Consider the following 14,905-nt stretch of genomic DNA (forward strand, 5'->3'; position numbering starts at 1 on the left):
ATCAATCTCACATAAAGTATATATACGCAACTACAATATGTTATAAGATATAGTCTACACAGCCCCTAACGCTTCCCCCCCAATCAGCCGTTCTGATACAGTCTCTCCTATTTCTTCATTTGAAACAGTTAAGATCTTCCCAAACAGTTAGAGCCAAGATAAACGCCCCCTGCCATTGAAAGGGCTGAGGGGGAGCATATAAAGGGCGCCCGGCTTTGTCGAGTCCCCCTACCGTACGGTGCTCGACAAATTCTTCCTCACTGCTTGCAGCCAAAACTCTATGATTCGGTTGGACCATTGCAAATCGATCTGGCTGAATGGCTTCACCATTACAATTACGACCAGCCGCACCGAGGTTATCGCAACCAGTGGGGCGCAGGCTTATTGAGACGTTTGAAGATGGCAAAATATTATGGCAGGAACACAATTGAACTGAATTTGATCTGACAGGCACCTCGGAACAACTTGTAACTGTCAGATCAAATCTGAACTACTATAGGCGATCAAGATGAGTATACTTGCACCCCTCACCTTTGCTCAGCATATTGCCTCCGTCCCATTCTTTGATCAATCACCATCTGAAAAAATCATTTTCATATATCAGAGACACAAAAAATTTGTAACTGTCATACTCATCTTCCGGCAGGTCTGAATTGTACACATTATATACGTATTTGAAATCAAACACATAATGAGCACTGAGACGATAATCAAAGCCACATCCAAATGCATACCGATCTGTTGTAACTGAGCGCAACACCAAACCACTTACTGGGCCCTCACCTCCAGAGTCTGTATCAATTACAGGAACGTCATCTTCATCTTCCTGTCGATAGGTAAAAAACGCTCGCAGATTCAGATATTCGATAGGCATGTAGCTCACATCCGCCTGCAACTGCTGGAAATCTACTGTTCCTCTTTGCTCAGTACTATTAAAGTTTTGAAATTCGCTGCCGGTCGCCGCCGTCAGGTTCAATGAGCCTCTCTCAATTCTCCTGGATAATCCCACATTGGCATTTAATGACCAGTCACCACTTTTCCCATCTATTTTGGTGTAGGTTGGGCCAGCCCCAATGTTGAACTCAGTCTTCGGTGAAAACTCCTTGATCCAGCCAAAAGTTATATCCTGAATTTCATTATCCGGTTGCAATGGAGCGTCATAATCGGCCCGACTGTATTTGTATGCTGCACTGTATGATTCGACAGCAGATACCCTGTACTCCCCACGCACCCCAGCAAAATACTCATCCAAATCATCTGAAAGCTCCAAGGATGTTCCGGGTAATTCTTCCTCTTCAAAATCACCAATCACATAACCGAGGCTGGCGGATGTGAACCAGTTACCAGTAAGGAGATGAGCGATCTCTGCAATAAAGCTATATTTATCGTAATCCTGATAACCGTTAGATGCCTCATCATCCTCGTCATTATCCAACGTAGTCCAGTTATAATCGAAAGCGAAATAACTCCCTTCCTGATAGGCGTATTTCGTCCCAAAACTCAAAGCGTTGCGCGTATACCTTCTTACCCCCTGATCATCACTTATACTCTCTCCTGAGGCAAGGTCTTCACCTGGGGTCCCCGATATGATCGAATCTGTATCCGGGTCGAGTACCGGTGCATAGGAGTTGGCATCCTCAGCCTGCAAGAAATCGTTAGCTGCTGTAAACTCCCACCGCTCCGTCAGCTGTCGTTCATAGTCCAGAATGAGCCGGTTATCTACGTCGTTGTCATCGCTATCGTCCAGATCGAAGCGAAACGTTGGACTATAACTAAAGGAAAGAGTATCCCGGGCGCTTTCAGTAGCTATCAAAATGAAGGGTGAGAGAATAATCCTCGAATAGTCATCGCTACTCGAGGAGGGGCGTTCGATATCATAATCTCTTTCATAATCAGTATAACCGAGAGAAACTCCTCCGGAGAGGGTGGTAACCCTTGCTTGTGCCTCACCGACTATCATCAAACAACAAAACACAGCCATCCCAGACAGTATCCGTGCATTCATGTTCAGTGCTCTTTAGTATTGTCGAAGCAGTTCGTTAGTGAACTATGATAATATCATCCGGCTCAACCTGAATGTTTCTCTTCAGGTCTTTCCCTTTGAGGAATTCATCATAGTCAAATTTCAAGGTATTACCTTCAAACAACCGGGTTTGCTTTTCGGTGTTCTCCCGAACCACCGTCATCTTAGAGTTGGCCCACTCGGTAAAACCGCCGGAGCGCGCGATAGTCTGCACTAAATTAATCGGGTAATCTATATAATAGACACCAGGGCTGAGCACCTTACCCATAACCGTATATCTCTTGCTGTTGCTCTTATTCAGCACCACCGTTACAATGGGGTCTTCATAAACTGTTTTGTATAGTATTTTTAGATAATCCGCCATTTGGGTGAGGGTCATCCCGACGACCTCAACCTCACCGATGTGCTTGAGAGATACCCGGCCATCAATACGAACCTGCACCCCGGCGCCACCTGCCCGCACCATGTCCGGAGACGGCTCGATTCCCAGCGTTCCTGCAGACGGGGTTGGTGCGGATACCGCCATACTCCCTTCTCCATAGAGTTCCACCTCCAGGAAGTCACCAGCACCAATAATGTATCCCGATGTATCTGAAGATTTCCCCGCATCTTTCCCCAGCACTGTCTTTCGAGCCTTTTCCTTTAATTCATTGGATGCCATAATATCTGTGGTCGACTGTGCAGCATGGGCCACGAATGATACTCCAACTACAAACACGACACATATCAGCATTACAAGTATTGTGCGAAGGCTGTTCATGTTTCCCCCTCTGGTGGTAGTATGGAACCAGTATGGTAGCAGCTTGAAATTAAGATCAAAGGAATTGTTAGATTTGACCATATTTAGAATGCAATGTCAAAACTTTACACGATATCGATACTGTACGACTACATATTTACCAGAGTCATCCTAACTATCTGTACACACAAGTGATCAATAAAAAGAAGACCGTAATCGACTTGAAATCACATCCCTTTCTATGGAAAATCTTCATTAAATTTTTTTTGCGTGTGGTGGAGGGGGCACAGAATTTTGCCGGACGATTGATTCTCAAACAGGTTCGGGACTTCATACGGGTACCCCTTTCACCGCTACGCAGCGGCCCGGGTAGCGATTCACACCTTTCAGTATATAAATCAGCTCAAATACGGTATCATAAGGGATTCCACCGACTCCACCCTCTATCAGAATCATGACCTTATGGTGACTTTTGAAGAGAGAGAAAAATTGTACTTCGGGACAAATGGGCATATTCCAGAGCCTAATACAAGGTATCGTTTAACCGAATTCCTGTCATCAGCTCGTTTATAAAGAACCAAAAGGACGGCTTTTCTGATAAGCAGAAGGAATGGCTTGACTCGGGTAGATACAAGGGAAAACACAAGACCTAACTGCAGTACTTAGAACTGAGTGAAACTGTTACGAAACAAGGTTTGAATTGGAGTGAAGCGATGAGGAGTGTTGCGGAGGGTGCATTTAATCATTCATGACTTCGGTGGGTTAACGTGTGGGCGAGGAAAGGTTACACATGGCGCGAAGGTGGCGTTGCCCCCCCACGAGTCGTGCTTATTTTTTTCACAGATAATATTATAACTCCCATTTCTTACCTGGAGGTAGTGTTATGGCAGAGAAACAGCGACTTGGCGAACTCCTTATTCAACAGAAGATGGTGTCTAAAGACGTTGTCGATGAAGCTCTGCGCCTGCAGGCCGGAGGGAACCGCAGGCTTGGGCATATCCTTGTTCGGATGAAAGCCATATCAGACGACCAGCTGGCGGAGACGCTCGCAGGTCAGCTGGGCACCACAATTTGTGATATCGACCAGAGTTACTCACCCGAAGTAAAAAAAGTTTTACCCCGTTACCTGTGTCGCCAGTTCGGAGTGTTGCCACTTTCCTTCCAGGATAACAACATCCTGAAGGTAGCCATGACCGATCCATCCGATCAGGAAACCATAAGCAACCTCGAGCATTACACCAATATGGCGGTGAAACCCGAGCTGGCACGTCACTCCGAAATCGACAGGGAAATCTCCAAACGCATACCTTTCGGCATCAAAGACCTGTTCTCACCGCAAGCCAGCAGCATAATGACCCGGTCGATTGCGGCCGTGGCCCTTGTCTTTGCCCTTGGACTGGGGTTTTATACCTACGATTACATAAAAAAAGTCAGAGAGGGAACCGTTTCCATCACCAACGATATGGTGCTCTATCATCACCACGATCTGACCTTGGCACTGGATAAAGAGGGTACGTATTCCCTGCAGGGACACGGCACCTATGCCGGAGGACTGTATAAGGCCAGTTTTAACAACCTGCAAGACCTGTCCGCCTTTATCGAGCGCCGTGCGCACGAACTGTCCGGCAAGCAAAAAGAGTGGTTGCAGTGGGCGGTCCCTCAGATAGAGGCCACACGGGCAGAAAGACAAAAGTAATGGCCCAGAATTAACACCATTCATTATCTTGGATAGACTTATGGGACCAGTCTCTTTTACGGGGAAAAATATACTTCTTACCTTCGACGTTGAAGACTGGTTTCAAGTGGAGAATTTTAAATCGTATATCGATTATTCCTCCTGGCCCAGTCAAGAGCTTCGAGTGGGGAGAAACACCCATGAGTTGCTGAATCTGCTGGACGACTTCCAGACACCGGTACAGGCCACCTTTTTCATCTTGGGCTGGGTTGCCGAACGCCGCCCCGACCTGGTACGGGAAATCCATAGCCGAGGGCATGAAGTGGCTTCCCATGGCTATGCCCACCAACTCTGTTATGAGCTGACAGAAGACGAATTACGACAGGACCTGATTACCAGCAAAAAACTACTTGAAGACATTGTTGGCCATGCAGTCTCAGGATATCGTGCCCCGAGTTTCTCTATTTCGGACGAGGCCCTCAGTCTGGTTCGTGATGCCGGCTATCTTTATGACTCCAGCTATAATTCATATGAGGGCCATGGTCGTTATGGTTCCTGCACTTTGCCCAAAACCAGGAGCCCCGATCCTCCGCTCTACTCCATTTCTTCTTCATTTCACGAAATCCCGGTGAGCAATCTGCGCATCGGCCGAAAGCTGATTCCCTGGGGTGGTGGTGGATATTTCAGATTGCTGCCGGGACTTGTACACCAGGTCGGGGTAAAGCACATCCTGCGCAAGAGCGGCTGTTACACTTTTTACATGCATCCCTGGGAGATCGATCCCGAACAGCCACGAGTAAAAGAAGCGAAAGCATCCTATCAGTTCCGACATTATGTCAACCTGAAAGGTGCAAAAGCGAAGTTGAAAAACTTTGTGAGATGTAATCGTAAGCATAGGTTTCTTACTTGCAGTGATTTTGTGCTATCGCAAAAAGGATAGTGTCCAGAATTCTGTTTCATCTTCCACAATGGTACGGTATCTATCCTGCCCGTGAGCGGAGCAGAAAGCCTACTTCGAAAATGGGTCTTTCACTAGCGCTCGTCGGAGCTGCTTGCTTTCGGCGAAAGGAGTAGCTAACTCTACCCCCACACCTAACTTGCCCACACCTTCAAGACCCTAACCCGGATATTTCACGAGTTTGGCGGCTTCATGTGCTAGGCATCAAGGGTGAAGCTGTAGCAATTTACCGCAAGCCTTTTATAACGCCGCATATGAGTCTGTCAGATACGCCCGAAGGGTGAAACGCCAGACTCTGATCACGGGTACAAACTGCACCCTGAGAAATAGAGTTATTGTTAAATCCAAGCGACCGACTCAATGGAATTACATGTGATCTGCTCAAACATTTCATGAAATAATCGGGTTAATTCATTATTAAGCTGGCCCTCGAAGAAAATAGCCAATTGAGAAAGGGCCAGGGTCCAGTTTCTTATGGCCATAGCCCACTTCTTCTGAGCAATTTGGATTCCAAGATACAATAACTGCAGCAGACTATCCTTACTCGGAAACGCACCCTTGGTTTTGGTAGCTTGCGAAACTGGTGATGCACTGCCTTAATGGTATTCGCAGTGTAGATGATTCGACGTACCTTTTCAGGATACTTGAAATATTCACTCAGCCCCTTCCAGTTCTTGCGCCACGATGTGGTGACCAAGGGTATTTACCGCCCCACGTTGCTTCCAGGTTATCGCTAATGGAGGTTTGCCGCTTCTTTACCGGCTACTGAGAAAAACTACCACTGAACTACTTTATGGTCCTTTGGTATTTATTATTTTTCCGGTTATCTGTGACTTTCTGAGTGAAATGTGAATCCAGCTCAGTCTCAAGAGCGGTCCCTACAAGCTACTTGATTAATGGGGTTAAAATGCTCCCTTTGCCCTTCTGTAATTCTTCGGGGAGACGGTTGAAATCGAATTCGGATTTTTCACCTGTCATGTCAGTCTCCCTGAGTCGCTGACGATATCAACGTTTCATATACGGACACAATACACTGAATATCCTAGCAAAAAATAGTTGTATAATGTGACACTAATGTATAACATGGAACTTACGTCGTTTATGGAACTTATCGAAGTTATGAAACTTATAGAACTTATGGAACTTAAGACAACTCGATTCAAGAGATCTCCATTCGGCCACATCCTGGGTCTGACCATAGTCTGCCTGCTCATCATCTTCCTGTACAAGATAACGCTGCTGTGGATGTATGACCGTTACACGGCAGCGGACAGCTATTACTCCCATGGCTTTCTCGTGCCACTCATTTCGCTCTATTTTATCTATCAGAAACGGCAGCAGCTTCAACTGTACACACAACAATTCAGCATGCTTGGATTGCTGTTGATACTGTTCGCCCTGCTCCTGCATATCCTTGGTACGGTCCTCTACATTTTTTCGATCTCCGGCTTTTCAATTTTTTTCCTGACTATTGGTCTATCCCTTTTTCTCTTCGGCAACCAACGAACGAAAGTTATCTGGTTCCCCTTGCTTTTTCTGATCTTCATGTTCCCGCTCCCAATGACTGTTATCAGCGTTATAGCATTCCCGCTGAAAATGATGGCCGCAAAGGCAGGTGTGTGGGTGACAAGTCTGTTTGGGGTACCTATCTATCATGAAGGATTCAACATTTACATTCCGGCCGGCCATCTCCTGGTAGACAATCCATGCTCCGGCTTACGTTCGCTTATCTCCTTCATGGCTCTCGGTTCAATCTTTGCCTACGTCGCCCCCATCCCAACAGGCCGCAAATGGCTGCTCTTTTTGCTTACCATTCCCATTGCACTCTTCTCAAATTTTATCCGCGTGCCTCTGCTTGTTCAGGCCTCGCACTACTTGGGGTTAGAGGCTGCAGCACCCGACACCATTATCCACACCGGAACGGGAATACTGGTATTCGTAATAGGCTTTGTCCTTCTTCTGACCTCTGCCAAGGTGCTCGAATGACGAGTATTACATTCCGATACATTGCAGCTATTCTTCTGTTGATATCGACCTCCGCCGTGGTCAATGCCCTCCAGTACACCGCCAAGCATGATGATGAGACAGGATTCGCCATCCTGAGGCAAATCCCTTCACAAATCGGCGAATGGCAGGGGAGAGACTATCCTTTGGAGGAAAAGGTTTATGATATTCTCGAAACCAGGTCCATTATCCACCGTTCATTCAATAGCGACAGCGGGCAAAATGCCTTCCTCTCCATTGTCCATTACCACGACACCAAGGTAGATTTCCATAGACCCGAGTCCTGCCTGGGTGGAAGAGGCGTGGAACTTGATAAGACCACCAAGGCTGTGACACTGCAATCAAACAGCGAGCCCATCACCTTTGATATTGCCAGGATAATTTCTACCAGCAGTAATGGGAAAACACTGGTCTATTATTTTTTTAAAGCGAACCGATTCATCGGTAGCAGCTATCTCATGATGCGTCTTAATATTGCCGCCAACAAAATGACTGGGAACGACACCAGAGGGTCACTGATCAGGATTTCGACCAACTATACACCTGGCATGGAAACCGAGGCTGAAACAGTGTTGCTCGATTTTTTGCAGGATTTATTCCCCCATATCGAAAAACTGTTATAGATTGCTCATCGGTGGTTGCCCTTCGAAAAGGTTGAGCACTAACAAACAAGATAAGTCCAATTATAATCCCCGGAATTTCACCATGAACTTAAAGAACGACAGCATCTGACAAACACACAGGGCTATCCACGCTGTGTAATTACTGCATTTGCAGAGGATTCGAAAAATGCCTTTACCTTGAGATCTTATTTGATTCACTTGAAGAATAGTTCGAGTTTCCACCGTTTTTGTATAATACTAAGCCCTTGTATGCTATCAGTTTTCAAGAGTTAGTCCAAACCTGATGAGTGATGCCCGTTTCCGAGTCAACAGAGGTGATTCGTCTAAAAGTTAACTTCACGTTTATCTAGAGGATCGTACCAAGTGTAATTGTTGAAATTACAATCAAAGACAATGCAGGAGGTAGTGTTCATAATTCTGTTTCATCTTCCACAATGTTCATGTTTCTCGCCCGTCAGTGAGTTCCACTGAAAGCCAACGTCCAGAAGGGCCTTTCACCAGCACTCGCCGGAGATGCTGGCTTTCAGCGGAACGGGTCGCAACTCGGACGAAACCTGATTACCTGACATTAAGAGGATTTTCGAATAGCTCTTGAGGAGAAGTTACATTATGTAATCTCCAGACTATGTCAGGTAATCACCGTACTCCTGACGAACTCCATACTCCTACCTGAATTGCCCATATTCTCAAATCCCTAAATCATTATCAAGCCCCCCCCTCAAAGAAAATAACCAATTGAGAAACAGCCAGTGCCCAATCTCCTGGCCCGGATATTTCACGGAGTCTGGCGGATTCATTTGCAAGGCATCTAGGGTGAAACTGTAGCAGTTTACCGCAAGCCCTTAATAACGCCACACATGAGTCTGTCAGACACGCCCGATGGGTGAAACTTCAGACTCTGACCACGGGTACAAACTGTACCCTGAGAAATAGAGTTATTGATAGACCCAAGTGTCCGATACAATTGAGTAAAATTTCATCCACTCAACCATTTCATGAAATATTCGGGCCAGGCATTCTCGATTGCAAGGCAAAGTAACTTCAGCAGACTCCCCAGATTCGGAAACGCGCCCTTTGTTTTGCGATACTTCGCCCAAGAAAACACAGTTAGGCAAAGGTTTATTGTCGTTGCATCGAGTAGGCACCTCTGGCCTTTCAACTTCAAGCTGAGCTGAGGTGCAATCACCTGGCATTTCCTGAGATGTTCATAAAGCCTCTCCTATGGCCTTTGGTATGGTTGCTCGCATCTACACGTGTCACAGTGCCACCCTGCTAATCAATTTCATCCCCAGATGGTACATGCGCTTTTCCTGAATGTGAGTTGAGCTATTGCCATCACAAGAAACCGTCCTTCCCCATTGAAGGAGCTGAAGCTCCGGTCACGATGAAGTTTTTTGAGCACATTTTTCAAAATCATATCTCTGGAAAAATAAAACGATCTGATCGAGAACCGTAGCGGAACGTGCCATAACTCGGATCTCCTTGATGTTGTTTTGTTCTTTCGCACAGTCAAAAATAGCACAAAAAACGCTCCGAGCCTTTTTTCTGCAGCACCTACCTAACCACCTATGAGACCGAATCGATATATGCTAAAATTCACTGAAGGCCCTAGTAATGAAGGACATTTTACGCTCCAAGACACTTGTTAGGCACGGTTTTCATTAGGATTACAACGTAGTTGCCGCTCCCATTTGTGCATAATCCCATAGCCGCGCATAAATAGTGCCCATCCAGGAGTTAGGGAGGTGCAGATGACTATCATACACGTATTATGCAAGTGTCGTATCCCGCAGGGTGACACCTGGCCACAGGCGAGTAAAGCAAGCACGATTCATAATGGCGACAGGTTGAGATATTTTCTTGGAATCGTCCTCATAATAGGTTGTCTTTTTGTTTCAATGTTCAGCTTTTCTGCGATAAAGATGGCGAATGCCCGCATTCTGACTGTTGCGGTTCTGATCGATTCCGGCAATATCACCGGCTATAACGAAAATCCTTCAACCCCTGGTGAATTTCAAAGATATCCAGAAAGATATTTGGAGCATCTGCAGGCTCCATATGAAATCTTCGACGTATCGACACAGGAGCCTCCTTCTGATTTTACTGAACGTCAGTTGATCCTCGTCGGTCATAAGGATGTTCTGCTGTCCTCTGCCTGGAGAGAAGGCATTGCCTCGGCGGTATACGCCGGTTCGGGTCTGGTGAATCTCGACTGGAACGAGAACATCGGCCTGGCATCCCATATTCAGCAAATTTTCGGGAGCTATGATTCTTTTCCCGACAATCCCGCTTCTACCATTACAGTCCCTTTTTCTGTCACAGCGGATGGCTCGGCACCACACTTCATAGCCGGATTACAGCGTAAATTTCTCGGCGATCCGGCGGGGGATTTCATTTATAATTTTCATGAGGACGAAAGCGGACTGATTCAGGAATCGGCCGCGACGGTCCTGGCTGGATCAACAGGCACCGTGGTCGCCTATCTCGGTGCTGCTCCTCTGATTACAGCAACGAGCTACGGTCAGGGACGTGCGGTTCAATTCGGGACCCTCGAGTACCTGAAGGCGGATCGCTTCGGCTTTCTGATGGGCATCGATGATCTGTTCTGGCGTAGCCTGGTGTGGGCTGCCAGGAAACCATTCGTTCTCCGTGGTTATCCCCGGTTGTGGACGGTTCAGATGGACGATCAGAAAGCGGACTGGGGGTACCGCGTCAAGGATATATATGACACCACGCTCACCGGCCAGATCGACTCCGACGGCATCGGTGGTCCCTGGAAGCCAACCGGCTTCATCATGTCATACATGCTCCGTGGAGATGAACGCAATTCTGTAATCGCTGACATAGAAGCTGGTTTACTGGAAATTTCTCCCCACTCCTTAAACCACGTTGAATACGGGGACTTTTTCTGGAATGGAAGCAACGGAGAACTCACCGATTCTCAGTGGGTTGCCAACCTTTCTGATTTTATTGCCTGGGAAGCAGGGGACAGCTCAGTCCAACCGATCCCCTCGTTATCCCGATCAATGGTGGGCCACTTCTGGGATATAAGCGATAATATCGGCTATGACGCCTGGCATACTCTGGGGTTCAGGTACATTACTGCCATTCTCAGACCAGGTTTTCAGAATCCATGGTACGACCCGGATCTGTACGGCGGTTCCGAACGCTTGAGCCCACGTCCATTCTGGATTTATGAAAGGCCACCCAAAACCACAGCGGATGAGGATTTTTCATTTTTCTTCGCTGACGATCTGATCATCAACAGCCGAGCAGGTTTCCCGGCACAGACCTTTTATCTGTTCACGACCCAGTTTCATGACTACTCCCTCTACAATCGTCCTGACATATCCTGGCCCGACGCCTATGCTTCTGACAACATGACCGCGGCTGAGAGTGTTGGCATGCATACCCGTGCAACGTGGCGCTTCTGGTCATCTCTTGCCCCTTTTCAAGCCTACACCCATGACGGCAGTAACTATCAATATTCCTCAGTTGAGGATCGCCGCCAGGTTATCCAACAGGTTTCCAGCTGGTTGAGCCAAAATGGTGTCCGACACGTGTTCATGGACGAGATGGGAGATTACATTTATGCCCGGAACAACTCGATGCTGGAATCAGTCACCTCAGATAACAACATGCTAACCTGTTCCTTTAGCGGCACGACTGCAACCGCTGGTGGGACTCCGGTAGATACCCAGGTCCTGGTTTTCCCAGACCAGTACTCCCAGGGTGCCTCTATCATAATCCCCGCATTCAGCGGAGGACAAACCCTGACAATTCCGCTAACCCCTACCAATCCTCCCACAATATCGGATGTAAACCCAGACCAAGGGACGATAGATGGCGGCACCCAAGTTACCATCAGCGGCACCAACTTCCTCGCTGACGGTGAAGTGAATATCACCGGTGTACTGATTGGCGGCAACTCCGCCACGGCCGTTACTGTCATCGACTCCAACACCATTACTGCGACAACACCGGCCGGGGCGACGGGCCCGGCAGATGTCGCCGTGCTCAGCACTGCAGGAACCGCCCTGCTCCAAAACGGCTTTTTCTACATCGGCGCGCCCGTCATTACCTCATTGAGCCCAAATTCCGGTCCGGAAGAAGGCGGGACAACGGTGACCATCACCGGACAGGGATTCGAACCGGGCAGCACGGTACAATTTGGCACTACTCCAGCATCCTCCGTCTCATATGTTGATGCCACTCGACTGGATGTCATCACCCCTGCCGGCACAGCCAGCCTGGTTGATGTCACAGTGAGTAACTCCGTCGGCAACACGACCTATCCGGATGGCTTCCAATATATCGTTCCAGGCAGCCTGCTCGCCTCAGATGACTTCAACGATGGCAACGCCGACGGCTGGACGATCTCGCCCCTCGGGGGAGCGGATGGCTGGAGCGTCATCGATGGTGTTTACCATTATGACGGATCCGGTCACACGCAATCCTACAGCGGGGACGCAAACTGGACCGACTACGTCCTGGACGTTAAATTCCGGTTAACTACCTTGAACAACTATCCGGGGGGCATCCGCGGCCGAGTCAATCCTGACACCGGTGCCGCCTATGCCGTCTGGCTCTATCCTGCCAAAAGCCAAATAATCCTCTGGAAAACCACTGGCTGGAACATTGATAGTGCCGGTCTGAGCCAACTGGCTGTGGCTACTGGAATCAGCTTCGATACCACGCAGTTTCATCTGCTCAGTATGAGTTTCGAAGGAGATCAGATTACGGTTTCATATGATGGCGCACCCATCATCACCGCCACGGACGCAAGCTACGCCAACGGCCTGATTGCCCTGGATGTGTCAAATCAAGCAATAGATTTCGATGATATCGTCGTCAACACCATCGGCTCGGGCGGGTCACCCACGTTGACAGGGCTTTCAGTCACGCCGGCCTCAGTTACATTCAGCCAACTCCTCGAAACAGCCCAACTCCAGGTGACCGGACAGTATAGCGATGGGAGCACCACCGACCTGACCAGCGATCCGGACACCAGCTATAGCTCCGGTAACACCAACGTGGTTACCACCACCAGCACCGGCCTGCTGACCGCTATCGCTGATGGCGATACCTCTGTTACAGTTGCCAACGGCACGGTATCCACTCTGGTACCGGTGACAGTAGCCACAATCCCTGCTCCACCCGAAATCCTTGGCGTCACTCCCACCTCCGGCCCGGTCGAAGGTGGCACGAACATTGTGCTAACTGGCAGCAATTTTCTCTCCGACTCAACGGTTACGATTGGAGGTGCACTTGCCAGTGATATTGTTATCGTCGATTCAAACACCATCAACGCTGTTACACCGCCAGGTATCGAGGGAAGCGCCGATATAATCGTGACAACATCGGCCGGTTCTGCAACCCTGGCAGGCGGCTTCGCTTACACAGGTACGCCTGAACTCACCGAGCTGCAAGTGTCTCCCAGCTCGGTGAATCTCTCCACGATAGGTCAGACCCAGCAACTGGAGGTTACCGGCCTCTTCTCGGATGGCTCAACTCAGCCCCTGACCAGCGATCCGGGTACCAGTTACACCTCCGGCAGCACCAACGTGGTTACTACCACCAGCACTGGCCTGCTGACCGCTATCGCAGATGGCGATACTTCGGTGACCGTTGCCAACGGCACGGTATCCGTGCTGGTACCGGTTACCGTGAACACCTCACCAGCTCCACCTGAAATCCTTGACGTCAGTCCCAACTCCGGTCCGGTCGAAGGCGGCACGGACATTGTGATATCCGGCAACGGCTTCTTGTCCGACTCGACGGTTACCATCGGAGGCACCCTAGCCGGCGATATCGTTGTTGTCGATTCAACCACCATCAACGCAGTTACACCGCCAGGTATCGAGGGGAGCGCCGATATAGTGGTAACCACATCGGCCGGTTCCGCGACCCTGACAGATGGTTTTTCCTACACCACCGGCACAGGCGGTATCCTGTTCAGCGACGATTTTTCAGACGGAGATGATCTCGGCTGGACGATATCCCCACTTGGGAACGAAGCAGGTTGGAGCGTCATTGATGGTGTATACCATTATGATGGATCTGGTCACACCCAATCCTACAGCGGTGATCCTACCTGGACCGACTATGTCCTGGACGTTAAATTCAAGCTAACCATCTTGAAAAACTACCCAGGTGGTATCCGAGGCCGGGTCGATCCGGACACCGGCACCTCTTATACTGTCTGGCTCTATCCGACCAGAAAGCAAATAATCCTTTGGAAAACCACCGGCTGGAACATTGACAGTTCCGGCCTAACCAGATTGGGCGTAGCTTCAGGGGTCAGCTTCGATACCACGCAGTTTCATCTGCTGAGTTTGGCCTTCGAGGGGGATCAGATCACGGTCTCATATGATGGCGATCCCATCATCACCGTCACCGATGCAAGCTACGCTGGCGGCCTGCTTGCCCTGGATGTATCAAATCAGGCGATTGATTTCGATGATATCGTTGTCAACACCATCGGCTCGGGCGGGTCGCCGACGTTGACAGAAATTTCAGTCACGCCCGCCTCAGTTATATTCAGCCAGCTCCTCGAGACAGCCCAGCTCCAGGTGACCGGACAGTATAGCGACGGGAGCACCACCGATCTGACCAACGATCCGGAGACCAGTTACAGTTCCGGCAACATCAGCATGGTTACCACTTCCAGCACCGGCCTGCTCACCGCTGTGGCGGATGGCGATACCTCGGTTACCGTTGCCAACGGCACCTTATCCGTACTGGTGCCGGTTACCGTAGCCACCACCCCTGCTCCACCCGAAATCCTTGACGTCAACCCCTCCTCCGGCCCGGTCGAAGGAGGCACGGACATAGTGATAACCGGCAGCAATTTTCTCTCCGACTCAACGGTTACAGTCGGAGG

General features: G+C 49.0%; 7 protein-coding genes and 1 pseudogene. 5 read left to right on the top strand and 3 right to left on the bottom strand.

Annotated elements, in window-relative coordinates; translation table 11 throughout:
• Positions 1 to 571: 571 nt before the first annotated feature.
• Positions 572 to 2,005 carry a hypothetical protein gene (locus ACN5NT_RS13815; protein WP_136795756.1) on the bottom strand — a complete coding sequence of 478 codons (1,434 nt, stop codon included), beginning with the start codon at positions 2,003 to 2,005 and terminating at the stop codon, positions 572 to 574.
• Positions 2,006 to 2,039: 34 nt separating this feature from the next.
• On the bottom strand, positions 2,040 to 2,783 hold the full coding sequence (locus ACN5NT_RS13820) for a polysaccharide biosynthesis/export family protein (RefSeq protein ID WP_167495648.1): 744 nt from the start codon (positions 2,781 to 2,783) through the stop codon (positions 2,040 to 2,042).
• A gap of 862 nt (positions 2,784 to 3,645) precedes the next feature.
• Between ACN5NT_RS13820 and ACN5NT_RS13825 the strand changes: the two genes are divergently transcribed.
• Together ACN5NT_RS13825 and ACN5NT_RS13830 are read left to right on the top strand one after the other, a co-directional pair.
• Positions 3,646 to 4,458, top strand: coding sequence for a hypothetical protein (locus tag ACN5NT_RS13825; RefSeq protein ID WP_136795758.1), 813 nt, complete (start codon positions 3,646 to 3,648; stop codon positions 4,456 to 4,458).
• 40 nt (positions 4,459 to 4,498) lie between these two features.
• Positions 4,499 to 5,377, top strand: coding sequence for an XrtA system polysaccharide deacetylase (locus tag ACN5NT_RS13830; RefSeq protein WP_419175800.1), 879 nt, complete (start codon positions 4,499 to 4,501; stop codon positions 5,375 to 5,377).
• Positions 5,378 to 5,802: 425 nt separating this feature from the next.
• Here the strand turns inward: ACN5NT_RS13830 and ACN5NT_RS13835 are convergent.
• Positions 5,803 to 6,127 (bottom strand): annotated as a pseudogene (locus ACN5NT_RS13835) (transposase); the annotation flags it as partial.
• 342 nt (positions 6,128 to 6,469) lie between these two features.
• Here ACN5NT_RS13835 and ACN5NT_RS13840 point away from each other — a divergent pair.
• The 3 genes from ACN5NT_RS13840 to ACN5NT_RS13850 all read left to right on the top strand — a co-directional run.
• Positions 6,470 to 7,381 carry an exosortase/archaeosortase family protein gene (locus tag ACN5NT_RS13840; RefSeq protein WP_419175801.1) on the top strand — a complete coding sequence of 304 codons (912 nt, stop codon included), beginning with the start codon at positions 6,470 to 6,472 and terminating at the stop codon, positions 7,379 to 7,381.
• Entirely contained in the window at positions 7,378 to 8,022 is a 645-nt protein-coding gene (locus ACN5NT_RS13845; RefSeq protein WP_419175802.1) for an exosortase C-terminal domain/associated protein EpsI, read from the top strand. Before ACN5NT_RS13840 ends, ACN5NT_RS13845 begins: the two co-directional genes overlap by 4 nt.
• A 1,751-nt stretch (positions 8,023 to 9,773) precedes the next feature.
• On the top strand, positions 9,774 to 14,905 hold a 5,132-nt coding region (locus tag ACN5NT_RS13850), incomplete at its 3' end, for a beta strand repeat-containing protein (RefSeq protein ID WP_419175803.1).

Origin of the sequence: Desulfosediminicola sp. (assembly GCF_048381775.1) — a bacterium.
Classification (GTDB): domain Bacteria; phylum Desulfobacterota; class Desulfobulbia; order Desulfobulbales; family Desulfocapsaceae; genus Desulfopila; species Desulfopila ganghwensis.